22 protein-coding genes are annotated in these 22,884 nt (G+C 73.7%); 7 read left to right on the top strand and 15 right to left on the bottom strand.

Annotated features, from left to right (window positions below; genetic code table 11):
- Positions 1-66: 66 nt before the first annotated feature.
- The 7 genes from RM779_RS18885 to xylB form a co-directional block, all read right to left on the bottom strand.
- Positions 67-1,743 (bottom strand): ABC-F family ATP-binding cassette domain-containing protein, encoded by a 1,677-nt coding sequence (locus RM779_RS18885; RefSeq protein WP_311618906.1) that lies wholly within the window; start codon positions 1,741-1,743, stop codon positions 67-69.
- Between the two features lie 356 nt (positions 1,744-2,099).
- On the bottom strand, positions 2,100-3,437 hold the full coding sequence (locus RM779_RS18880; protein WP_311618905.1) for a carboxyl transferase domain-containing protein: 1,338 nt from the start codon (positions 3,435-3,437) through the stop codon (positions 2,100-2,102).
- The gene (locus RM779_RS18875; RefSeq protein ID WP_311618904.1) at positions 3,434-4,876 is read right to left on the bottom strand and encodes an acyl-CoA synthetase; all 1,443 of its coding nucleotides are present in this window, start codon (positions 4,874-4,876) and stop codon (positions 3,434-3,436) included. Before RM779_RS18875 ends, RM779_RS18880 begins: the two co-directional genes overlap by 4 nt.
- A gap of 39 nt (positions 4,877-4,915) precedes the next feature.
- On the bottom strand, positions 4,916-5,686 hold the full coding sequence (locus RM779_RS18870) for a bestrophin-like domain (protein ID WP_311618903.1): 771 nt from the start codon (positions 5,684-5,686) through the stop codon (positions 4,916-4,918).
- A 9-nt stretch (positions 5,687-5,695) separates the two neighbouring features.
- Entirely contained in the window at positions 5,696-6,328 is a 633-nt protein-coding gene (locus tag RM779_RS18865) for a hypothetical protein (RefSeq protein WP_311618902.1), read from the bottom strand.
- Between the two features lie 94 nt (positions 6,329-6,422).
- Positions 6,423-7,598 carry an ROK family transcriptional regulator gene (locus RM779_RS18860; protein ID WP_311619034.1) on the bottom strand — a complete coding sequence of 392 codons (1,176 nt, stop codon included), beginning with the start codon at positions 7,596-7,598 and terminating at the stop codon, positions 6,423-6,425.
- Between the two features lie 41 nt (positions 7,599-7,639).
- Positions 7,640-9,073 carry a xylulokinase gene (gene xylB / locus RM779_RS18855; RefSeq protein ID WP_311618901.1) on the bottom strand — a complete coding sequence of 478 codons (1,434 nt, stop codon included), beginning with the start codon at positions 9,071-9,073 and terminating at the stop codon, positions 7,640-7,642.
- Positions 9,074-9,185: 112 nt separating this feature from the next.
- Between xylB and xylA the strand changes: the two genes are divergently transcribed.
- Positions 9,186-10,358: a xylose isomerase gene (gene xylA, locus RM779_RS18850; protein WP_311618900.1), complete on the top strand. Its 1,173-nt coding sequence runs from the start codon at positions 9,186-9,188 to the stop codon at positions 10,356-10,358.
- Positions 10,359-10,387: 29 nt separating this feature from the next.
- Here the strand turns inward: xylA and RM779_RS18845 are convergent, their stop codons facing one another.
- Together RM779_RS18845 and RM779_RS18840 are read right to left on the bottom strand one after the other, a co-directional pair.
- Positions 10,388-11,434: a LacI family DNA-binding transcriptional regulator gene (locus RM779_RS18845; RefSeq protein WP_311618899.1), complete on the bottom strand. Its 1,047-nt coding sequence runs from the start codon at positions 11,432-11,434 to the stop codon at positions 10,388-10,390.
- A 255-nt stretch (positions 11,435-11,689) separates the two neighbouring features.
- On the bottom strand, positions 11,690-12,586 hold the full coding sequence (locus tag RM779_RS18840) for an aldo/keto reductase (protein ID WP_311618898.1): 897 nt from the start codon (positions 12,584-12,586) through the stop codon (positions 11,690-11,692).
- Between the two features lie 135 nt (positions 12,587-12,721).
- On the opposite strand from RM779_RS18840, the gene RM779_RS18835 reads away from it, so the two are divergent.
- Positions 12,722-13,678 (top strand): LysR family transcriptional regulator, encoded by a 957-nt coding sequence (locus tag RM779_RS18835; RefSeq protein WP_311618897.1) that lies wholly within the window; start codon positions 12,722-12,724, stop codon positions 13,676-13,678.
- 15 nt (positions 13,679-13,693) lie between these two features.
- Here RM779_RS18835 and RM779_RS18830 read toward each other — a convergent pair whose 3' ends face one another.
- From RM779_RS18830 to RM779_RS18815, 4 genes are all read right to left on the bottom strand, one after another.
- Entirely contained in the window at positions 13,694-13,825 is a 132-nt protein-coding gene (locus RM779_RS18830; protein ID WP_311618896.1) for a hypothetical protein, read from the bottom strand.
- A complete protein-coding gene (locus RM779_RS18825; RefSeq protein WP_311618895.1) occupies positions 13,795-14,502 on the bottom strand; it encodes an alpha/beta fold hydrolase in 708 nt (235 codons plus the stop codon). Before RM779_RS18825 ends, RM779_RS18830 begins: the two co-directional genes overlap by 31 nt.
- 7 nt (positions 14,503-14,509) lie before the next feature.
- Entirely contained in the window at positions 14,510-14,794 is a 285-nt protein-coding gene (locus RM779_RS18820) for an SGM_3592 family protein (protein ID WP_311618894.1), read from the bottom strand.
- A 117-nt stretch (positions 14,795-14,911) separates the two neighbouring features.
- Positions 14,912-15,886, bottom strand: a complete 975-nt coding sequence (locus RM779_RS18815; RefSeq protein ID WP_311618893.1) for a TerC family protein — start codon at positions 15,884-15,886, stop codon at positions 14,912-14,914.
- Positions 15,887-15,975: 89 nt separating this feature from the next.
- On the opposite strand from RM779_RS18815, the gene RM779_RS18810 reads away from it, so the two are divergent.
- Together RM779_RS18810 and RM779_RS18805 are read left to right on the top strand one after the other, a co-directional pair.
- A complete protein-coding gene (locus RM779_RS18810) occupies positions 15,976-16,464 on the top strand; it encodes a YbaK/EbsC family protein (RefSeq protein ID WP_311618892.1) in 489 nt (162 codons plus the stop codon).
- Between the two features lie 106 nt (positions 16,465-16,570).
- Entirely contained in the window at positions 16,571-17,800 is a 1,230-nt protein-coding gene (locus RM779_RS18805) for an MFS transporter (RefSeq protein WP_311618891.1), read from the top strand.
- Here RM779_RS18805 and RM779_RS18800 read toward each other — a convergent pair.
- Together RM779_RS18800 and RM779_RS18795 are read right to left on the bottom strand one after the other, a co-directional pair.
- A complete protein-coding gene (locus tag RM779_RS18800) occupies positions 17,784-20,108 on the bottom strand; it encodes a glycoside hydrolase family 95 protein (RefSeq protein ID WP_311618890.1) in 2,325 nt (774 codons plus the stop codon). The genes RM779_RS18805 and RM779_RS18800 overlap by 17 nt on opposite strands.
- A gap of 127 nt (positions 20,109-20,235) precedes the next feature.
- Positions 20,236-20,661 (bottom strand): ATP-binding protein, encoded by a 426-nt coding sequence (locus RM779_RS18795; protein WP_311618889.1) that lies wholly within the window; start codon positions 20,659-20,661, stop codon positions 20,236-20,238.
- Between the two features lie 200 nt (positions 20,662-20,861).
- Here RM779_RS18795 and RM779_RS18790 point away from each other — a divergent pair, with 200 nt between their 5' ends.
- The 3 genes from RM779_RS18790 to RM779_RS18780 all read left to right on the top strand — a co-directional run bounded on the left by RM779_RS18790 (position 20,862) and on the right by RM779_RS18780 (position 22,833).
- Positions 20,862-21,695, top strand: coding sequence for a helix-turn-helix domain-containing protein (locus RM779_RS18790; protein WP_394813335.1), 834 nt, complete (start codon positions 20,862-20,864; stop codon positions 21,693-21,695).
- A 3-nt stretch (positions 21,696-21,698) separates the two neighbouring features.
- On the top strand, positions 21,699-21,935 hold the full coding sequence (locus RM779_RS18785) for a DUF397 domain-containing protein (protein ID WP_077057315.1): 237 nt from the start codon (positions 21,699-21,701) through the stop codon (positions 21,933-21,935).
- An 85-nt stretch (positions 21,936-22,020) separates the two neighbouring features.
- Entirely contained in the window at positions 22,021-22,833 is an 813-nt protein-coding gene (locus RM779_RS18780; protein ID WP_311618887.1) for an SAM-dependent methyltransferase, read from the top strand.
- Positions 22,834-22,884: the final 51 nt, after the last annotated feature.

Raw genomic sequence — 22,884 nt, 5'->3', positions numbered from 1 at the left:
GCCTGACCGTCCGGCGCCACTACCGCATCGGCAAGGGCCCCGAACCGGCCGGGGAACTGCCGCGGCTCACCGCGGGTCCGATCCAGGTTCTCGTGTGCCCACCTCCAGCCGCGGCCACTCCGCGAGATCCCGCAGCAACTGCCGGTCGTGCGTCGCGACGACCACGGCGGCGCTCGTGTCGCGGATCGCGTCGGTCAGCTCGTCGACCAGCGCCGACGACAGGTGGTTCGTCGGTTCGTCGAGCAGGATCAGCCCGGGCCGCCCGGCCAGCGCCAGCGCCAGGTCGAGGCGCCGCTGCTGCCCCTGCGACATCCGCCCGACCGGCGTGCGCATCGCGTCGGAGTCCAGCAGCCCGACCGCCCCGAGCGGAACGGCGTCGGCATCGCGCAGCGCCCCGCGCGCCACCAGCCGTCCCACGTGGCGGGCATGCACCTCGTGGGCGGTGAGCGCGGGGTCCTGCCCGGCGGTCTCCTGGGTGACCCGGACGACCCGTGCCCCCTTCGCCGTCCGGACGTACCCGTCCGTGGGCTGGAGCGAACCGGCCAGCACCGCGAGCAGCGTGGACTTCCCGGCGCCGTTCGGTCCGGTGACGAGCAGCCGGTCGCCGCCGTCGAGGGAGAGGTCGACCGGACCGGCCAGCCGCCCGTCCACGGCGACGCCGTGTGCCCGCAACTGCGCCGCACCCGGCCGGACGGCCAGATCCGGCCACCGCAACGACGGCGGCGGCGCCGGCACGTCGACCCGGTGCGATTCCAGGGCCTCCTGCTGCCGGCTCAGGGCCTGCACGACGCCGGGCGCGCGGGACTGGCGCTGGTGCTTGCCGGTCCCCTTGTCCGGCCGCCACCCGGTGGAGAGCCGGTCGCGGGCCTTCGACACCGCGTCCTGGAGCCGCCGGTGCTCGGCCTGCTGCTCGTCGTGGTCGTGCTCCCAGCGCTCACGCTCACGACGCCGGGCCTCCTGCCAGGCGTCGTAGCCGCCGGCGTACAGGCGCGGCTGCCCGTCGCGGGTCGGGTCGAGGTCGAGAAACCGGTCCGCGGCATCGCGCAGCAGCGCCCGGTCATGGCTGACGATGGCGAGGCCGCCGTCGTGCTCGCGCAGCGTGCGGGTCAGGAAGCCCAGCCCGTCGGCGTCGAGGTGGTTGGTCGGCTCGTCGAGCAGCAGAACGTCGTGCCGCGCGCCGAGCAGGCACGCCAGCCGGACCCGGTACCGCTGCCCGACCGACAGCGTCGACAGGGGACGGCCGCGCTCGGTGCACGCACCGAGGGCAGCGAGAGCGACATCGACGCGGCGTTCGGCGTCCCACGCGTCGAGCCGGGTGGCGGCGTCGAGCGCGGCGGCGTAGCGGTCGTCGGCAGCGGGATCGCCCTCGGCCATGGCCAGGGCCGCCTCGTCCAGCGCACGGAGGGCCGCGAGCGACGCGGCCAGCGCCTCGGAGGTCAAGGTGCCGACGGTCGCACCGTCGCGCGCCGACAGCTCCTGGCGGGCCAGACCGATGGTGCCCGCCCGGTGCACGGTGCCCGCGTCGGGCGTGATCAGTCCGGCGAGGACGTGCAGCAGCGTCGTCTTGCCACGGCCGTTCTCGCCGACGACGGCGACCCGGGACCGGGCGGAGACGGTGACCGAGACGTCGTTCAGGACGCGCCGGGACCCGCGCGTGAGGGAGACGCCCTCGGCGCGGACGTGTGCACTGCCGCCCGCCTCGGCGGGCAGGGACATGGCTCCGGGGGTTGGGGAGAGGGTCAACGGTGCTCCGCAGCTCGCAGTGGAGCCGGGCAGCAGGAAGCGGCCGCCCGGACATGACCGGGACGGCGAGCGCAGATTCACACAGGGAGAAGGCGCCGCCGTCAGCGGGCGGAACGGACCTTCTGCGACCAGATACCTCGTGCCATGCCGACCATGGTAACAACGGCGGCGGACAGGTGCCGCTACCGATACCGGTACCGGTACCGGTCGGGTGGCGTGTTGCCTGATCGAGGACCTGAGGCGGTCGATCGTTCAGCCACTCCCGCGCCGCCGTGGCCGAGACACCGGCCGGTCCTCCGTTCCGCAGCATGCCGAACGGAGGACCGGGGGAGCCGGGTGGTGCCGGGGGCCGGACGTCAGGCCGGCTCGGCGGGCACGATCCCGCGGGCGATGCCGAGGTCCACCAGGTCCTGCGGGCGCAGCCGCAACTGCTCGGCCGTCGTGGGCACGTCGTCCGGCCCGCGCTTCAGGATCGCCACGGCCCGCTCCGGAGCGACGACCGAGTAGTAGCTGTCCGGCGTCACCCACGTGTGTCCTGGGGAGGTGAGCGCCACGGCACCGCCAGAACCGCCCTCGCCGACGAGCAGCGTCGTCACCGGGATGCGGCAGCCGGCCACGGCCGTGATGGTCTCCGCGATGGCCGCCCCCACCCCGTCCCGTTCGGCCTCGGCGTCGTTGGCCGCGCCCGGGGTGTCGACCAGGCTGAGGACCGGGACCGACAGCCGGTCCGCGAGCGTCACCAGGCGCGTCGCCGCGCGGAACCCGGCCGGCCGGGTGGCGGCGCCGCACTGCGCGACGTACGCGACGCTGCGGCCGTCGCGCATCCCGAACCCACACAGCAGACCCGGATCGGTCCCGCCCAGCGGCGCCCGCTCCGCGAAATACGCCTTCAGGTACGCCTCCGCGCCCGGGCGGTCCGCCTCCCGCGCGCGCCGCACGGCCTGCCAGCCGCTGTCCGGCGGCGGAACGGCCCGCAGCGCCTTGGGCGGCGCCACCGGTCCCGCCGCGGGCGCGGTGAGCAGCCGCAGCCAGCGCGCCGCGACGGTCCCGAGACCGGCGGCGGGCACGATCTGGTCGACCTGGCCCGCGGCGAACTGCGCCTCGGCCGTGTACGCGTCCGCATCGGCCCCGGGCGGCCTGGTCCGTGACCCGGCGAAGCCGATCTGAGCCCCGGGCAGCGCCACCCGCACGTCCGCACCCGCGCCGAGAGTGGCCCACCCGCCACCGGTGACGGGCCCGGCGAGCACCGCCAGGTGCGGCAGCCCGGCTGCCCGCAGCCGGACCATCTGGCGCGCGATCCGCTGCAACTGCGTGAGGGCGCACATGCCTTCCTGGATGCGGCTGCCGCCGCTGGCGATCAGTGACACCACAGGAAGCGAGAGGTCGCGGGCGGTGATGAAGGCGTTCTCGATGCGCGCCCCGGTTTCCTCGCCGATGGAGCCGCCGAGGAAACCGAACTCGAAGGCGATCAGCACCGCCTCGGTGCCCCCCACATCGCCGATCCCGCAGACCACCGACTCCGGCTCACCGGTGCGCGCCCGGGCCCGGGCCCGCGCCTCGCCGTAACCGGGCCAGCCGATCGGACCGTCGGCCGCGGCCGCCTCGGCGGCCCTGGGCAGCTCCGTGAACGCGGGCGTCAGAGCCGCGATCAGCTCCCGGGCCGGAACGGCCCGGCCGGTGACGGCCGCCGTCACGCCAGCTCCTTCTTGAGGACCTTGCCCATGTCGTTGCGGGGCAGCATGGCGAGGAACCTGACCTCCCGGGGGCGCTTGTGGGAGGCGAGCTGCCCCGCGACGTGGTCGGTCAACTCCTGTGCGGAGGGCGGACTCGTCTCGTCCCGCGGCACGATCCAGGCGACGATGCGCTCGCCCAGGTCCGGGTCGGGAGCCGCGGTGACGGCGGCCTCGGCGACACCGGGGTGGGTCAGCAGCACGTTCTCGATCTCCCCGGCCCCGATCTTGTAGCCGCCGGACTTGATGAGGTCGGTCGACTTGCGCCCCACGATCCGGTAGCACCCGGCCGCATCGCGCGTGGCCATGTCGCCGGTGCGGAACCAGTCGCCGTCGAACGCCGCCGCGGTGGCGTCGGGCCGGCCCAGGTACTCGGTGAAGAGATTCGGCCCGCGGACCTGGATCTCGCCCACCGTCTCGCCGTCGCCGCCCGCCACCGGCCGGCCCGACTCGTCGACCAGGCGGACCTCGACCCCGGGCAGCGGCACCCCGACCGTGCCGGTCGCGGGCGGCGCGTCCGCGCGGACGCTCGTGTTCATCATCGTCTCGGTCATGCCGTACCGCTCGATGACCCGGCGCCCCGTAGCAGCCTCGATCCGCTCGTGGTCGGTCCGCGGGAGCGGCGCCGATCCCGAGACCAGCAGCCGCGCGCCGGCCAGCGCGGCGGCGATCCGGTCGTCCGCCCCGGCGGCCTCGGCGAGCCGGTGGTACATCGTCGGCACACCGAACAGCATGGTGCCGCCGTCCGAGAGGGCATCGGCGACGCCTTCGGGCGAGAAGCGACCGAGATGGCGCACGGTGCCGCCGCGCCGCAGCGGGCCCAGCACGCCAAGTACCAGCCCGTGCACGTGAAAGAGGGGGAGCGCGTGGACCACGACGTCCTCCCCGGTCCACTGCCACGCGTCCGCCAGCGCGTCCAGCGTGGCGGCCACCGCGCGGTGGGGGACGACGACCCCCTTCGGCGGTCCCGTGGTCCCGGAGGTGTACACGATCAGCGCCGGGTGCTCGGGTCCTGGCTCGGGCGGTGCTCCGCCGTCCGGCTCATCCCCGGCGGCCAGGGCGGTGTCGAGCCGGGGGAGCGCGGCCAGGGCCTCGGGCAGCACGGCCCCCGGCGGCGCGAGTATCAGCGACGGCGCGCTGTCGGTGACGATGTGGACCAACTCGCGGGCGCCGCTCTTCGGGTTGACCGGAATGACGGGCACCCCCGCCAGAAGGCAGGCGACGGCAGCCACCGCGGTCTCGGGCGCGGGGGTGGCCCAGACCGCGACGCGGCCGTGCCCGGCCAGCCGCCGGGCCAGGGCGACGGCCGCCGCGTGCAGCCGGGCGTGGCTGAGTATCTGGTCGCCGAAGTGCAGGGCGGGCTTGGCCGATCCATCGGCCAGCTCCGGGAACAGTGCGCTCATTCGCATCATGCTAGAGCCTGGGGCCGCGGCCACGTCGGCTCATCCGCCGCTGACGGCCTGCGGAAACAGCGCCCGGAACGCCTCTCCGGAGTCGCCGACGCCGTGGGCGAACGGATTGTCGAAGTACCAGACCAGAAACAGCAGAAAGGCGATCAGCGCACTGAACATTCCGGCCAGCAGCAGCTCACGTCCGGACCGTTGGATCTGGAGGGCGAACACCATGCCCACCGCCACCGCGGCGCCCGCGATCAGACCGATCCACACCACGACGGGCATCGTCGGCTCGGCGCTCTGCCCGCGGCCGACCCGGGCCTCGTCCGCGGCGGCCACCTGGTCGATCATCCCCTGGTAGGCCTGGATCTCACGCACAGTCTCCGGCTCCTGGCCCAGTACGGAGGCCCGCAGCTGCTTGAGCAACTCGTCGCCCTTTTCGGTCAGTTCGCCGTTGTCGACCATGTAGGACCACTCGTCGTCCACCGTGTGGGCGACGTAGGCGTCCACGTCCGAGCGGATGCCGTCACGTATGCCGGCGGAGAACACCGCGGCGCGTTCGCTGACTTCGTGCAGGGCCTGCGCCTCCTGCCGTACCCACTCGTCCGCCGCGCCGCGCGCCTCCCAGACGCCGGCGATGGCCAGGCCGAGCACGATGGCGTACACCACGCCCATCATCATCGTCATGTACTCGATGACGTCGGGCGTTTCCGAGGGATCGTCGTCATCCCCGGCCCGCCGTTGCCGCATCACGACGGCGACGAGAACGACCAGGCAGGTGGTGATGACCACGAGGGTCAGCATGAGCCAATCGGACACCGGGACCTCCTAGGAGCCGCCGGAGCGGGGGCCGGAACGGGAACGGGGGTGCAGCGCCGCCGCGGCCAGCACGGCGGGGGCCACGATCAGGAGCGTGCGGGTGGTGAGCGAGCCGTCGCCGGCGGGTGGTTCATCGTCCACCGGAAGCCGCAGGGCAGCGGACAGCGAGGTGGGCGAGGTGGGCGAGGGGGACGGCGGGGGAGGCTCGGGAACGGCGGGCGGTGACGGAGACGGCTCCGGCTCCGGTGACGGCTCGGGTTCCGGTTCCCGTTCCGGCTGCGGCGGCGCGGGCGGCGGGGCCGCAGGCGCGGGCTCCGGCTCCGGCTCCTGAAGCTCCGGCTCCTGGGGCTCGGGCTCGGGCGGCGGACTCGGCGGCTCGGGCTCCGGCGGGGGAGAGGGCGTGGGTGGTGGCGTCGGCTCCGGCGGCGGAGTCGGGAGCGGCGGCGGGGTGGGCACGGGCGGGACGGGCGGCGGCGGGGGTATGGGGCACGGCGGCAGCCAGGGGAACGGCGGTGGCCAGGGCCAGTCGCCGAAAGCCGGTGCGGGCTGGGCCGATGCGGCTCCGGGCCCAGCGCCCACCACGATCAGCGCGGCGCAGGCGGCTCCGGCGCCCGCCCGGAGTGCGTGCAGCCTCTTCTTCACGGGGCGATCCTGCGCCCACTCCGTGTGCGGCATGAGGCTCTTGCCGGTAATTCGCCTGATCGGGTGAAGGCGGGGGCCGGATACGGCCCCGGGGTCAGCTCCGCAGCAGCCCGGCGGGCTCGTCGAGGGCCGCCCTGACGGCGAAGCGCGCCGCGCCGAGCAGCGGCCCGTCCGGGCCGAGCGGCGAGGCCGTCACCGGCACCGGTGTGCTCCGGCCCCCGGCGGCGACCGCGGTGCGTCGGGCCAGCTCCCGGCCGACGGGCGGCAGCAGCCACGGCGCGAGCCTGGCGAGTGAGCCGCCGATGACCACCTGCCGGGGATCGAGCAGATTGACCGCGCCCGACAGCGCGATGCCCAGGGCGGTCCCCGCCTGTTTGACGGCGCGCAGCGCGTCCGGGTCGCCGGCCTCGCAGCGCTCGGTCAGCGCGCCGAGCCGGACACCAGGACCAGGCTCCAGCCCGGCGGCGCGCAGCACCGCCTCCTCGCCCGCGTAGGTCTCCAGACAGCCCCGGCCGCCGCAGGAGCAGGGCCTGCCTTCCGGCCGGACCGGCAGATGGCCCAGTTCGCCCGCGAACCCGTGGGCGCCGCGGAGCAGTTCGCCGTCGAGCACCAGCGCCGAGCCGATGCCGATCTCGGCCGAGACGTGCACGAAACTGTCGGGCCCGCCTTCCGGTGGCACGTGGTGGGCGGACCACAGCTCGGCCAGCGCGCCGAGGTTGGCCTCGTTCTCCACGGTGACCCGGCCCAGATCCGAGGGCAGCGCCGCGGCCAGGTCCGTGCCGTGCCAGCCGAGGTTCGGCGCGCGCAGCACGGTGGCGGAGTCCCGGGCGACCAGGCCGGGCACGGCCACCGTCAGCCCGGCCGGGCGCAGGCCGAGGCCCTGGGCCCGCTCGGCCGCGGTGTGCAGCATGCCGCCCAGTGCGTGCAGGACGACGGCGGGGTCGCTGCCCTGGTTGCGCGTGGCGTGCACCGCCCGCACGCGCACGTCGCCGCGCAGGTCCATGACGCACACCGCCAGGTGGTCCACGCCGATCTCGGCGCCGACGCCGCACGGGCCGCGGTCGGTCAGGAGCAGCTGGGTACCCGGCCTGCCCACACTTCCCGACCGGCCGGGACCCTGTTCGACGAGGAGGCCGCCGCGCAGCAGCTCGTCGACGAGCGTGGAGACGGCGGCCCTGGTCAGGCCGATCTCGGCGGCGACGGCGGCGCGGGAGAGCGGCCCGCCCGCGGCCAGGGCGTGCAGCACGCGGGAGAGGTTGCGCTGCCGCATCTCGTGCTGCGCCTTCGGCGCGGGCTGGGCCACGGCGTTCCTCAGCGCCGCCGCAGCAGCGCGTCCGCGTCGGTGAGTGCGGCGTCCAGCCTGGCCAGCGCCTCCTCGTCGCGGGCCACGGCCGGGTATTCGGGACCGGCCGCGGTGTCCCATTCCCGTGCGACCGCGGCGGGGGCGCGGCCGAGGAGCAGCCCGGCGGCCTGTGCGGCGGCCCCGAGGGCCACCAGCTCGTCGGCGCGCGGGACCTTGACCGGTCGGCCGGAGAGCCTGCGCACGGTTTCCCGCCAGGCCGTGCCGCGGGCGCCGCCGCCGATGAGCAGGATGGGCTCGCCGGGGTCGGCGGAGTCGTCCAGCACCAGGTCGAGGGCCCTCAGCAGCGCGAACACGGCGCCGTCGTAGGCGGCCTGGAGGACCTGACCGCCGGAGGTCGCGTGCACGAGTCCGTGCACCAGGCCGGTGGCGTACGGCAGGTCGGGGGTGCGTTCGCCGTCGAGGAACGGCAGCACGACCGCGGAGCCGCCGGGCTCCGTGGCCTCCCGGTCCAGGCCGAGGAGGGTGGCGAACCGGTCGACGGCCTGCGTGCAGTTGAGGGTGCAGGCCAGCGGGAGCCAGCCGCGCCACGCGTCGGCGAAGCCGGACACGATGCCGCTCGGGTCCGCTGGCCGCTGTTCGCTGACCGCGTAGACGGTGCCGGAGGTGCCGAGGCTGAGCACCGGGCGGCCCGGTGCCAGGCCGAGGCCGAGGGCACCGGCCATATTGTCCCCGGTGCCCGCGGCCACGAGGATGCCCTCGGGCAGCGGCAGGCCCTTGGCCACCGTACCGGCGGGCTCGCCGGCGCCCACGACGCGGGGCAGCAGGTCGGGGTCGAGGCCGACGCGTCCGAGGATGTGCTCGTCGTAGCTCTCGGTCGCGGTGGACCACCATCCGCTGCCCGAGGCGTCGCCCCGGTCGGTGGTGCCGCCGTGCACGCCCTGACCGGTCAGCCGCCCGGTCAGGTAGTCGTGGGGCAGCCGCACGGCCCGGGTGGCGGCGGCGGCCCGCGGCTCGTTCTCCCGCAGCCAGGCCCACTTCGTCACGGTGAACGAGGGCGGCGGCACGCTTCCCGTCCGCCGTGCCCACTCCGCCGGTCCGCCCAGCTCGTCGATCAGCCGGTCGCGCTGCGGTGCGGACCTGGTGTCGTTCCACAGCAGCGCGTTGCGCACGGGGCGGCCGTCCGCGTCGAGCGTGACCAGGCCGTGCTGCTGCCCGGCGACCGAGACGGCGGCGGCCTGCCGGGCGGCGGGGCCGCACTGGTCGACGGCCTCGGCCAGTGCCCGCCACCACTGTTCCGGGTCGCTGTCGTGCTCGTCGGTCACCACGTGCGGCGCCTGTCCGCGCGCCACAACGGCACCGGTGGCGGTGTCCACCACCAGCGCCTTGGTGGACTGCGTGGAACTGTCCACGCCGACGACGAGGGGTCCATCCGGTGCAGCCATGAGCGCGGTCCTCTCTGACAGGCCGGTGTAGGGGCCTGGATTCCCCAGGCGTGCCTGTGCATACTAATTTGTCAACGGCCATGACGAAATACTGGGGAGCCGAGGAGCCGCCATGTCATTCCAGCCCACACCCGCGGACAAGTTCAGCTTCGGTCTGTGGACCGTCGGCTGGCAGGGCCGCGACCCGTTCGGGGACGCCACCCGCCCCGCCCTCGACCCGGTGGAGTCCGTCACCAGGCTGGCCGAGCTCGGTGCCCACGGCGTCACCTTCCACGACGACGACCTGATCCCGTTCGGCGCCTCGCAGAGCGAGCGCGAGGGACACATCAAGCGGTTCAGGCAGGCGCTGGACAGCACCGGGATCGTCGTGCCGATGGTCACGACCAACCTCTTCACGCACCCCGTCTTCAAGGACGGCGCCTTCACCGCCAACGACCGCGACGTGCGCCGGTACGCGCTCCGCAAGACCATGCGCAACCTGGACCTCGCCGCCGAACTGGGCGCCGAGACCTTCGTGGCCTGGGGCGGCCGGGAGGGCGCGGAGTCCGGCGGCGCCAAGGACGTCAGGGCCGCACTCGACCGCTTCAAGGAGGCTTTCGACCTGCTGGCCGAGTACGTGACCGAGCAGGGTTACGGGCTGCGCTTCGCGCTGGAGCCGAAGCCGAACGAGCCGCGCGGCGACATCCTGCTGCCGACCGTCGGCCACGCCCTGGCGTTCATCGAACGGCTGGAGCGGCCCGAGCTGTTCGGGGTCAACCCGGAGGTGGGCCACGAGCAGATGGCCGGGCTCAACTTCCCGCACGGCATCGCCCAGGCACTGTGGTCGGGCAAGCTGTTCCACATCGACCTGAACGGGCAGAACGGCATCAAGTACGACCAGGACCTGCGCTTCGGCGCGGGTGACCTGCGGTCCGCCTTCTGGCTGGTGGACCTGCTGGAGTCGGGCGGCTATGAAGGGTCGCGCCACTTCGACTTCAAGCCGCCGCGCACCGAGGACTTCGACGGCGTGTGGGCCTCCGCAGCCGGCTGCATGCGCAACTACCTGATCCTCAAGGAGCGCGCCGCCGCCTTCCGCGCCGACCCGGCCGTGCAGGAGGCGCTGCGCGCCTCGCGCCTCGACGAGCTGGCCAGGCCCACCCTTCAGCCGGGCGAAAGCCCGGCGGCGCTGCTCGCCGACCGTTCGGCGTTCGAGGAGTTCGACCCGGAGGCCGCCGGCCGCCGCGGCATGGCCTTCGAGGCCCTGGACCAGCTGGCGACCGACCACCTGCTGGCCGCCCGCGGCTGACGCGGGAGGGCCGGCGCGAGCGCCCCCGGTCAGGCGGCCGGGGGCGCCGTGCTGTCCCGCACCACCAGGCGGGTCGACAGTTCGGTCCGCATGCCCTCGGGGCGTTCGCCGTCCAGGAGGCGCAGCAGCAGCCGCAGCGCCGCCGCGGCCATCTCGGACAGCGGCTGCCGCACGGTCGTCAGGGCCGGCGTCGCCCACACCGCCTGTGGCAGATCGTCGAAGCCGACGACGCTCACGTCCCGCGGTACGCGCAGGCCGCGTTCGCCCAGCGCCCGCACCGCCCCGAGCGCCATCGCGTCGGAGCACGCGAACACGGCGGTCGGCGGCTCGGGCAGCGCCAGCAGATCGAGCACCTGCCGCCCGGCACCCGCCTCGTCGAACGACCCGTACCGCACGTACTCGGGCGGCACCTGCAGCCCGGCGGCGGACATGGCGGAACGGTGGCCCGCCACGCGCCCGGCGCCGCACGTGCGGTGCCGGGCGCCTCCGATCACCGCGATCCGCCGGTGCCCGAGGCCGATCAAATGCTCCGTGGCGCTGACCCCGCCCTGCCAGTTGGTGGCGCCGACCGAGGGAATGCCCGCCGGTGGATCGGCCACCGGGTCGATCATGACGCAGGGGATGTGGTGCTGCTCCAGCCACGCGTGCTGCGCGGCATCCAGTTCTTTCACGTGGAGCAGCACCCCCGCCGGGCCGTCCGCCGGGCCGCGCGCCGACAGGCGTTCCAGCCAGCCGCGCCCGGGCCCGTCGCCGCGCGCGCCGGTGAGTGCCGCGGAGATCACCACGCCGAGCCCGGCCTCGTGCGCCGCCTGGTCCACGCCGTGCAGGACGGCGCCCGCCCGCGGACCGGACAGGTCGTGCACCACCAGGTCGACGAGGTCCGGCCGGCGGCGCGCGGCCGGCCGCTGGCGGCGCACGTAGCCGAGCCGGTCGAGCACCTCGGTGACCCGGCGGCGGGTCTCCGGTGCCACATCCTGGCGGCCGTTGGCGACCTTGGAGGCCGTGGGCACGGAGACGCCCGCCTCTCTGGCCACGACCGCCAGGGTGGGGCCACCCGATCCCGTGGCACGGACCATGCGAAACCCCTCTCGCCCGGCGAGGGCCCGAAACTTTCGGATATCGCGCGAAGGCCCGCCGAAATATCGGCCGAGTGGCAGGCTTCTCTTACGTTAATGCCGCCCCAAGTGACTGTGAAGACCCGGGGAGTGGCATCGACGGCGGCCCCGAAATAAAGAAAGCCATCGCTCGAAATACCGAACGGCGAAGGGGGAAGTCCGGGCGAAACGGCGCTATTCCCGCACGTTCGCGAATGCGGGAATTTCCGGCCGGGTTCAGGGTGCGGCGGGGGAATCCGCGCCCGGACCGCCGAAGACCGCCACGTCGAGCCGCGCGAGCTGGTCCGCCGACAGGGCCAGCCCGGCCGCCGCGGCCGAGTCCCGTGCCGTCTCCGGACGGCTCGAACCGGGGATCGGCACGACCATGGGCGAGGCGGCCAGCATCCAGGCCAGGCAGACCTGGTGCGGGCTGGCCCCGAGCTCCGCCGCCACTTCACCGAACGCGGCGTGCCGCTCGCCGAGTTCACCGGCGTTCGTGATGCCGCCGAGCGGGGCCCAGGGCAGGAACGCCACGCCCAGGTCCGTGCACAGGTCGAGCTCGGGACGGCTGGAGAGGAACGCGGGGGAGTACTGGTTCTGCACGCCGGCCAGCCGGCCGCCCAGCACCTCCTGCGCCTGGCGGATCTGGCCGGGGTCGGCGTTGGAGATACCGGCCAGCCGGATCTTGCCCTCGTCCAGCAACTCCGCGAGCGCCCCGATGGAGTCCGCGTAGGGCACCTCGGGGTCCGGGCGGTGGAACTGGTAAAGCCCGATGGCCTCCACGCCGAGCCGGGCGAGGGACTGCTCGCAGGCGCGCTTCAGGTCCTGCGGCCTGCCGTGCTTCTGCCAGGACCCGTCGCCCGGCCGCCGCAGGCCGCCCTTGGTGGCCACCAGCACGTCCGCACCCGCGGGGTGCGACGCCAGGGCCTTGGCGACGAGGCGTTCGTTGTGGCCGACCTCGTCGGCGTGAATGTGGTAGGCGTCGGCGGTGTCGATGAACGTCACGCCCGCCTCCAGCGCGGCGTGCACCGCCGCCAGCGAGCGGGCCTCGTCCGGCCTGCCCTCGATCGACATGGGCATTGCCCCGAGCCCGATCGCGCTGACCTGGACGGAGCCGATGCGACGCGTCTGCATGGGAAAGCCCTTTCGCGAAGAAGTGGTTCACGGACCGCGCCCGCCTCGGGACGGGCGCCAGGCGATCCTCACCCCGTGGCTTCCATCTGTCCAATAGAAGAAGGTGCACCGACTGATCGCGTAGCCTTCTCAATCGTGGAGATCCGGCAGCTGGAGTACGTCATCGCCGTGGCGGAGGAGCGTCATTTCACCCGTGCCGCCGATCGCCTGCTGGTGTCCCAGTCCGGGCTGTCCGCATCGGTGCGCGCGCTCGAACGCGAGCTGGGCGCCCGGCTGTTCCTGCGCAACACGCGCAGCGTGGAGCTGACCGAGGCCGGGCGGGCCCTGGTGGCCGAGGCCCGGCGCACCCTGGCCGGGATGCGGGCGGCGCGGGAGGCGGTGGCCGCCGTTCAAGGGCTGCTGCGCGGCACCCTGGCCGTCGGCACCGAGCAGTGCGTCGGCGCCGTCAACGTCTCCGCGCTGCTCGCTGGGTTCCGCACCCGCTACCCGGGCGTGGAGATACGGCTGCGGCAGGGCGGCTCGCAGTCCCTGGCCGAGGACGTCGCGGCCGGCCGGCTCGACCTCGCCTTCGTCGCGCTGTGCGGGCGGCAGCCGCCGCCGGGTGTCCGCTCGCTCCCGCTGGCCGAGGAGCCGATGGTGCTGCTGTGTCCGCCGGGACACGCCCTCAGCGGCCGCGAGCGCGCCGAGTGGGCGGAGCTGAGCGGCGAGACCTTCATCGACTTCGCCCCCGACTGGGGCGCCCGTGCGCTCAACGACCGCTCGTTCGCGGCGGCCGGGGTGAGCCGCACGGTCGGACTTGAGGTGAACGACGTGCACAGTCTGCTCGACCTGCTCGGGCACGGCCTCGGCATCGCCCTCGTGCCCCGGCACATCGCCCGCAAGCCGCAGGCCGCGGCCCTCACGGTGGTGCGGCTGCCGCCCTCGGCCACCCCGGTGTGGACCGCATCGGTCGCCGCGCCCGCGCCGGACGCGACGGGCCCGGCCGCGCAGCGGCTGCTCGGCCTCGTCCCCGGCCTCGCGGCGGAGGGTCGGCGGGACGAGCGGGGCCAAAAGGCCAGGGAGGGCAGGGCGGACCGGGCCGGCCCCGCCTGAGCGGCCCGCGGAAGGTCAGCGCGGGTCCGCGCACCACTCTCGCAGCAGCGCCGCCAGCTCGGCCGGGCGCTCCTCGTGCAGGTAGTGGCCGCAGCCCGCCCACAGCACGACGCGGGTCAGGGGTGGGCCACCGCGGTGCGCTCCCACGCGGCGGCCGCCGGGGAGGCGTGCACGGACAGCGCCGGGCACCCGCGGCGGCGCAGGTACGCCTCCGCGGCGGGGCGCGGCCCGAACGCGCCGGGCGCCAGGTACATCCCCTCGCGGTAGCGGGCCAGCAGCTCCGCGTCCATCGCGGCCATCAGCCGCTCGTGCCGCTCCCGCACCGCCCGCGGCGTCGTGCCGCCGCAGGCACGGCGCACGAACGCCACCGCCATCGACGCCCCCTCGCGGCGCAGCGCCTCCTGCTCCGCCGGCAGCCGCGCCGCCTCGGCCGAGTCGCCGCCGTAGCCGGCGGCCACGGTGACCATGGACCGCACCAGATGCGGGTGCCCGACGGCGAGCGCCGTCACCACCTGCTCGCCCATGGAATGGCCGACCGCGATCACCGGGCCGGTGCCCCGGCGATGTAGCCAGCCGCCCAGATCGGCCGCGACGTCCCGCGGGGTGCACCGGTCCGTGCGGCGCGGGGTGCCGCCGTGCCCCGGCAGGTCGGGGACGAGGAGCCGGTGGTGCGGGCCGAGCAGCGGCATGAGCGGAGCCCAGTCGCCGCCGTCACCGCCCCAGCCGTGGACGAGGAGCAGCGGCGGCCCGGCGGCGTCCGGCGGCGTTCCCGAATCGACCGCGGCGGGTGTGAATACCGGATGTGCGTGATCGCTCCCGCTCACCGACGGCTCACGATCCGTCGCCGTCGTCCTTCTTCCTGCGGAACCAGCGCCGCTTGCGCTGCCGGGGCGGCCGCTCGCGCCTGCGCCCCGAACCGTGCACCCAGCCCGCGGGCGGCTCATCGGACCGCCAGGGCTGCGGCGCGGGGCCGCCGTCCTTCCAGCGCTCCCTCAGCATGCGCGTTCTGGCCGTCGGCTCCTGCACTTCCGCGTCGCGCACGAAGCTCTCGTCCAGCACCACGTCGTCCCACTCGTCGCGCTGCGGGTCGTTCTCGCCCTTCGGCTCGGTGCCCATGAGCTGTCTCCCGTCCACCCGAGATGCGCGGAATCCCCGCGAGGTCAACGCCTCGCGGGGTCCCGTGGTTCCTGTCGTCGCCGGCGTGGCCCGCCCGGGCCACGCCGCCGCGTTGTCCTACGAATTGCTCTCCGACGCCTTGGCGCGCTCCTGCTCGCGGCGGGAGGCCATCAGGCTGGTCACCGTGGTGACCACCAGCACCACGCAGATCACGCCCAGCGAGACGAAGGTGTTGATCTCCGGGACGTGCACCCCGGACTCGTGCAGGGCGTGCAGCACCAGCTTCACGCCGATGAAGCCGAGGATGATCGACAGGCCGTAGGAGAGGTGCACCAGCTTCTGGAGCAGGCCGCCGATCAGGAAGTACAGCTGGCGCAGGCCCATCAGCGCGAAGGCGTTGGCGGTGAAGACGATGTAGGCGTCCTCGGTCAGGCCGTAGATCGCCGGGATGGAGTCCAGCGCGAAGAGGATGTCCGTGCTGCCGATCGCCAGCATCACGATCAGCATGGGCGTGATCAGGCGGCGGCCGTTCTCCTCGATCCACAGCTTGGTGCCGTGGTACTGGTCGGTGGAGGGCACGCGCCGCTCGACCATCTTGAGGAAGCGGTTCTCCTCGTACTCCTCGTCCTCGTCGTTGCTGCGCGCTTCCTTGACCAGCTTCCAGGCGGTCCAGATGAGGAAGGCGCCGAAGATGTAGAAGACCCAGGAGAAGCTGGCGATCAGGGCGGCGCCCGCGGCGATGAACGCGCCGCGCAGCACCAGCGCGATGAGCACGCCGACCAGCAGCACGCGTGCCTGGTATTGCGCCGGCACCGCGAATTTGGTCATGATCAGCACGAAGACGAAGAGATTGTCCACACTCAGGGACTTCTCCGTCACATAACCTGCGAAAAATTCACCGGCGGGCGTGCCGCCCTCCATGAGCAGGAGCGCAAGCCCGAACAACACCGCCAGCACGATCCAGATGATGGTCCACGTCCCGGCCTCTCGGAGCGACACTTCATGGGGCTTGCGCCCGAAGAAGAAGTCGACGGCGATGAGTGCACACAGCACCAGCACCGTGAGCACCCACATGGTCAACGAGACGTCCACTGTTCCTCCGGTCTTCCGCTTCCGTTCGATCAAACTGTCCGGCGAAATGCTTGGCATGGCACGTCGGGGGGCCGCTAGGGTCCCCGTTCATGACTGTGTCCGCCACCACTCATCCCCGGTTCGCCGCAGCCCTGGCCGCCCTTGGGCTGGACGGCATCGAGACCCGTTCCTTCCCTGCGGCGACCCGCACCGCGGCCCAGGCGGCCGAGGCGATCGGGTGCAAGCTTAATGGAATAGTAAAGTCGCTCGTGTTCGAAGCGGATAAGGAACCCGTACTGGTGCTGATGGACGGCGCCTCCCGCGTGGACACCGAGCGCCTGCGTGCCGAGCTCGGCGCCGCCCGGGTGCGCCGGGCCGATGCCACCACCGTGCGCGCGGCCACCGGCTACGCCATTGGGGGTGTTCCGCCGTTCGGCCACGTCACCCCGCTGCGCACGCTGGCCGACCGCGGCCTGCTCGGCGAGGAGGTCGTGTGGGGCGCGGCCGGCACGCCGCACACCGTGTTCCCGCTGCCCCCGGCCGCCCTGATCGCGCATGCGCGCGCCACCCTGGTCGATATCGCGGAACGCCCGGCGTGACGCCCCGGTGATGCCCACGGCACGGGCCGCCGTCCGGGCCCGCGCGTTACGGGCCCGCGCGTTATTCGAGTGCGGGGCGGCGGGCCGACCGGCAGGATCGGGCGCCATGGGGCAACCTGCCGCGGGGCTGCGGCTCTACCGTGACATCTTCCGGATACCGGGCGCCCGGGCGTTCGTCGGTGCGACCCTCGTGGGCCGGCTGCCGATGTCGACGCTGTCCCTCGGCACCGTCTTCCTCATCACGCACGTCACCGACAGCTACGCCGCGGCCGGGGCCGTCGCGGCGGGCGGTGCCCTGTGCTACGCGCTGGTTGTTCCCCAACTCGGCTACGCCGTGGACCGGTTCGGCCAGCGGCGGGTGCTGCGTCCGGTGGCCGCGGCGTTCGGCCTGGCCGGCACGCTCTTCGTGCTCGCGGCCCAACTGGCCGCCCCCGGCTGGCTGCTGTTCGCCTCCGGCGCGGCGTTCGGCGCGCTGATGCCGCCGCTGTCCGCGCTCGTACGGGCCCGCTGGAGCCATCTCGCGGCCGGCGACGCCGGCGGCACCCTGCTGCGTTCCTCCTATTCCTTCGAGTCGGTGGCCGACGAGCTGATCTTCGTCGTGGGCCCGCTGCTGATCGCCACCGTCGTGCTGATCCATCCCGCGGCCGGTGTGGTGACCGTCACACTCTTCGGGGTGACCGGCTGCCTGCTGCTGGCCGCCCAGCGCCGCACCGAGCCCCCGGTGCTGCCGCGTCCCGCCGTCGGCGGCCGCGCACTCTCCTCGGCCGGGCTGCGCCTGGTGTGCGGCGTGTACGTGTGCACCGCCGCGATGTTCGCCGGGTGGGAGCTGAGCACCATGGCGTTCGTCGACGAGCACGGTGAGACCTGGATGGTCGGCGGGGTGATGGCCACCTACGCCCTGGGCAGCGCGGTCGGCGGCCTGTGGTACGGGACGCGGGAGTGGCGGCTGCCGCTGGACCGCCAGTTCCTGCTCGCGCTCGCCGCCGTCGTGCTGGGCACGGGGCCGCTGTGGGCGATGCCGAGCGTGGCCGCGCTGTGGATCTTCTCCCTGTTCTCCGGCATGCTCATCGCCCCCACGGTCATCGCGGGATACAGCCTGGTCCGGCAGGGCATGCCCGCGGCGATGCTCACCGAGGGCATGGCCTGGATGTCCACCGCGGTGGGCATCGGCCGCGCCCTCGGGGTGCTCGCCGTGGGCCTCGTCATCGAGGCCCACGGCGCCCGCTGGGCCTACGCGCTCACCCTCGGCTGCGGCCTCGCGGGGCTCGTGGTCGCGCTGTCGGGTCTTGGCCGGCTGCGGGCACTGGCCACCGCCCGTTTCACCGACGCGGCCTGAGCACGTAGTCGGCGCCCGCGCGCGTGGGGAATTCCAGCAGGCCCGGTGCGGGCCGCGTGGCCGCGGCCGGTGAGCCGTCGCCGCTCTCCACCTCCAGGTCGGCCGCCGAGCGGACGCGGGCGACGCGGCCGAGCCGGGACGTCACGCGGGCCTCGGCCAGCGCGCCGCCCGACCAGTTCAGCGCCACCTCGAAGCCGCCGCGTGCCAGCAGGCCGCGCACCCGCCCCTCGGGCAGGGCGCCCGGCAGGGCCGGCAGCAGGCGCAACTCGTCGGTGTGGCTCTGCACCAGCCATTCGGTGATGCCCGCGGTGGCCCCGAAATTGCCGTCGATCTGGAACGGCGGGTGCAGGTCGAAGAGGTTCGGCGCGGTGCGCTCGGGGGTCAGCTGGTCCGACAGCAGCTTGAACGAGCGGTCGCCGTCGGCGAGGCGCGCCCAGAAGTTGATCTTCCAGCCGAGGGACCAGCCGGTGCCCGCGTCGCCGCGCTGTTCCAGCGTGACGCGGGCTGCCTCGAACAACTCGGGGGTGTCCGCCGTGATCTGGTTGCTCGGATGCAGCCCGTACAGGTGCGAGACGTGCCGGTGGTCCTGCTCGGGGGCCTGCGCGTCCCAGTCCTGCTGCCACTCCTGCAACTGTCCCAGGGCGCCCACGCGCATCGGCGGCAGCCGCCGCGCCGCCGCCCGCGCCCCGGCCCGCAGCTCCTCGTCGATGCCGAGCAGGCGGCCGGCCGCGTCCACCGCGCCGAAGAGGTCGCGCAGAATCTGCCCGTCCATCGTCGGACCCGCGCACAACGAGCCGCCGTCGCCCGGGTGGTGTGCGTTCTCGGGGGACACCGAGGGGCACGTGACGAGGTGCCCGCTGCCGGGGTCCTCGACGAGCGTGTCCAGGAAGAAGCGGGCCGCGTCCGCAAGCACCGGGTAGTGCTCGCGCAGGGCCGCCATGTCGCCGGTGAAGCGGTAGTGCTCCCACAGCGACATCGCGAGCCAGGCACCGCCGGTGGGCCACATGCCCCAGAACGCGCCGTCCACGGGGGCCGTTCCGCGCCAGGCGTCCGTATTGTGGTGCGCGACCCAGCCGCGCGCCCCGTAACTGTCGCGCGCCGTGCGCGCCCCCGACTCCCGCAGCTCCCGGAGCAGGTCGAACAGCGGCTGCCAGCAGTCCAGCAGGTTGGCGGGCCCGGCGGGCCAGTAGTTCATCTCGGTGTTGATGTTGATGGTGTACTTGCAGCCCCACGGCGGGTCGGTCATGTCGTTCCACAGACCCTGGAGGTTCGCCGGCTGGGTGCCGGGCCGGGAGCTGGCGATCAGCAGGTAGCGGCCGTACTGGAAGCACAGCGCGGCCAGTTGCGGGTCGTCCCCGTTCGCGAAGCCGGCGATCCGTTCGTCCGTGGGCAGCACGGCCGCGGCGGTCGCGGGCACCTGGAGGTCGGCCCGCCCGAACAACTCGCCGTGGTCCGCCACGTGCCGCTCGCGCAGCCGGGCGTAGGTCAGGGACCCGGCGGCCGCCAGATCGCGGTCGGCCCGCGCCCGCGGGTCGCCGCCGAGATCCCGCCACGAAACGTAGTTGGTCCCGGCCGAGACGAGCAGCGTCACCGCATCGGCGCCGTCCACGCGCAGTTCGCCGTCGCGGGAGGTCACCGTGCCGCCCTCGGCGACCGCGCGGGCCAGCGCGGTGAACCGGACCCGCCCGGCCACCCCGCCGGAGTCCTCGCCGCGCCCGGCCAGCGCGATGGTGGCCGCGTCGGGGGAGGAGGTGCCGGTGGCCAGCGGACTGCCGAAGGCGGCGGTGAACGTGACAGCGCCCGGCGAGTCCGCGGTGAGCCTGACGGCGATCACCTGGTCCGCCGCGGTCGCGAACACCTCCCGCCGGTGCCGCACCCCCGCCCGGGAGAACTCCACCGCGTGCACCGCGGTGGCCAGGTCCAGCTCGCGCCGGTAGCCGGAGACACCTCCGTCCTCTCCGCCCTCGTCGTCCTCGCCCGCGGGGAAGGCCAGCCGGAGGCTGCCCACGGTCTGATAGGGCGGCTGCTTGACCGGAATGCCCATGAACCCGGCATCGATCAGCCGCTGCGCCGCGTCCCACTCGCCCGCGAACACCAGGCGGCGGATCTCGGGCAGCGCCTCGCGCGCCCCGGGGTTGTCGAAGACGTGCGGGCCGCCGGCCCACACGGTGTCCTCGCTGAGCTGAAGCTCCTCCGTCGCGGTCCCGCCGTACACCATCGCGCCCAGCCGGCCGTTGCCGACGGGCAGGGCCTCAAGCCATGCGCGGGCCGGTCGGGGGTACCACAGGCGGTGCGGAGTCGTGGACATGCGGGCGGGCCTCTCGACGCGTACGGCAGGGGCGGCCGGACCGCGCCCGTTCGACATGGTGAACGCCGTTCGGCATCCAGGGGATTGTGCCATTTTCGCCCCTGCCGCGCGCCCCCGTGGGCCGTGCTCAGGCGTGGGCGGGGCCCATGAGCAGCTCGGCCCAGACGACGTGTCCCTCGCCCGCGTTCCCCGGGCGCACGCCCCACAGCTGCGCGAGCGCGCACACGAGCAGCAGGCCGCGCCCGCCCTCCTCGTCCTCGCCCGCGTGCCGCACCCGGCGCTCCGGTCCGCTGCCGGCCCCCGTCACGGCGACCCGGAGGCGCGGGCCGTCGAGGCGCAGCTCGCAGCCGACGATCTCGCTCTCGGTGTGCCGCAGCGCGTTCGTCACCAGCTCGGACAGGATCAGCGTGGCGTTCTCGCAGGTCTCCTCGGGCGTCCGCCAGGCGACGAGCTGGCGGTGCGCCCGCCTGCGGGCCTCGGCTGCCGAGGTGTCCACCGCCGGCAGGAGGAACCGGAGTCGCTCGTTCGACTGAACCGCGCTCCCCGTTCGCATGAGCGGCTGAGGGTGTGAGGAGAAAACCACCGTCCTACTGTGCGGGCTGTCCCTCTCATCCGGCAAGAGGCATCCTGCAAATTACAAAATCGTCGGTAGCAGACTGTCGAGCACGCTGATGGCATGGCACACTGCTTGACCATGGCGGCAGTTGAAGTGGGGTGCTAGTGGCGGGCGGACAGGCCAGCGGAGCGGCGACCGTGTTGCGGCTCGTGCTCGGCAAGCGACTTCAGGACCTCCGCGAGGCGGCCGGCGTCTCGTTCGACGAGGCGGCGCGGGCCCTCGACGTCACGCACGCCACCATTCGCCGGATGGAGAAGGCCCAGGTCGGGCTGAAGATCCCGTACGTGGAGAAGCTGCTGCGGATCTACGGGGTGATCGACCAGGAGGAGATCGAAGGCTTCCTGCACCTGGTCCGCGAGGCCAACCAGCCCGGCTGGTGGCACCGTTACCGCGACGTGCTGCCCGACTGGTTCACCGCGTTCGTCAGTCTGGAGGCCGAGGCCGACCAGATCCGTGCCTACGAGCCGCACTACGTACCCGGCCTGCTGCAGACCGAGGCGTACGCCGCGACCGTGCTGCGCGCCGGACTGCCGCACGCGCCCGCCGAGGAGATCGAGCGACTGGTCGCGCTGCGCCTGGCGCGCCAGGAGTTGCTCACCGGCAAACGGCCGCCGCTGCTGTGGATTGTCCTGGACGAGACCGTGCTGCGCCGGCCCATCGGCCGGCCCGACGTGATGCGCGACCAGATCACCCGCCTGATCGAGAGCACCGCCTCGCCGCACGTGAGGCTACAGATCATGCCGTTCTCGGCAGGGCCGCATCCCGCCATGTACGGGCCGTTCCACCTCTTCCGGTTCCCGCTGCCCGAGCTGTCCGACGTCGCGTGCGCGGAAAGCCTGGCAGGCGCCGCCTACTTCGACCAACGCGACGACGTGTCGGCGTTCCGGGAGGCGCTGGACAGGATGTGCGCGCAAGCCGCGCCAGTGCACCGCACCGAGGCCATCCTCAGTGGTATTCGCAAGGAGATCTGAACCATGGATCGCATTTACAACGGCATGCCCGCGAAACACCTCGGCACGGAGGGCTGGGCCAAGCCGTGGAGCGGCGGCAACGGCGGGAGCTGCGTCGAGGTGATGAGGCTCGGGGACGGGCGGGTGGCCCTGCGGCAGTCGACCGATCCGGACGGACCTGCACTGATCTGCTCGCATCATGAGATCCAGCGATTCATCCAGGGCGTGAAATCAGGGGAGGCCGATTTCCTGCTGGTATGACCGCGCAGGAGAGCAGGCACGGTGTCCACCCACGGGGGGGCGGACACCGTGCCTGCACGACACGGACGAAGAGACGGAGCACGGTGTGAGCGAAGCGGGCTTCACGGCCGACCAGATCGACACCAGCCGGCCCCACCCGGCCCGTATGTACGACTATTACCTCGGCGGCCAGGACAATTACGAGGTCGACCGGGCCGCCGCCGAGCGTGTCATCCAGCTGCTGCCCGACATCAAGCTCGCCGCGCGGGAGAACCGAAGCTTCCTGCATCGTGCCACCAAGGCCGTCGCCCGTCGCGGCATCCGGCAGATCATCGACATAGGCACCGGCATACCGACGTCGCCCAACACCCACGAGGTCGCCCGGTCCATCACCCCGGACGTCCGGGTCGCGTACGTCGACAACGATCCGATCGTCAGCGCGTACGCGGGCGCCAAGCTCGTCAACGACGGGAACGCCGCGTTCGCCCTGGCCGACCTGCGCGACCCGAAGGCCGTGCTGGAGAATCCGGCGATCAGCAGGCTGATCGACTTCGAACAGCCGGTGGCGCTCCTGCTCGTCGCGATCCTGCACTTCATCGAGGACGCCGCGGACCCGGGCGGCATCGTGCGGGCCCTGACCGAGCCGCTGCCTCCCGGGAGCTGCCTGGTGCTCAGCCACGGCACGCTCGACTTCCACGACGAGAAGCAGATCGCGGCGGTGCGCGAGGTGTACTCGCGCGCCACGGCGAGCCTGACGCTGCGTCCGCGCGCCGAAGTCGCCGCATACTTCGACGGGTTCGACGTGCTGGACCCGCCCGGCCTGGTCCAGCCGCCGTTCTGGCAGCCGGAAAGCCCGGTACCCGACGACCCGGAGCTGCACGGCCTCGGCTTCTACTGCGGCGTCGGCGTCAAGCGCTGACCGGCCCGCGGTGTGCCGCCGGCCGGAGCCGGCGGCACACCGCGTCCCGGC

The organism is Streptomyces johnsoniae (assembly GCF_031845565.1).
GTDB lineage: Bacteria > Actinomycetota > Actinomycetes > Streptomycetales > Streptomycetaceae > Streptomyces > Streptomyces johnsoniae.
Note: the sequence above shows the minus strand (reverse complement) of the source record. Positions and strands in the feature narration are given on the sequence as shown.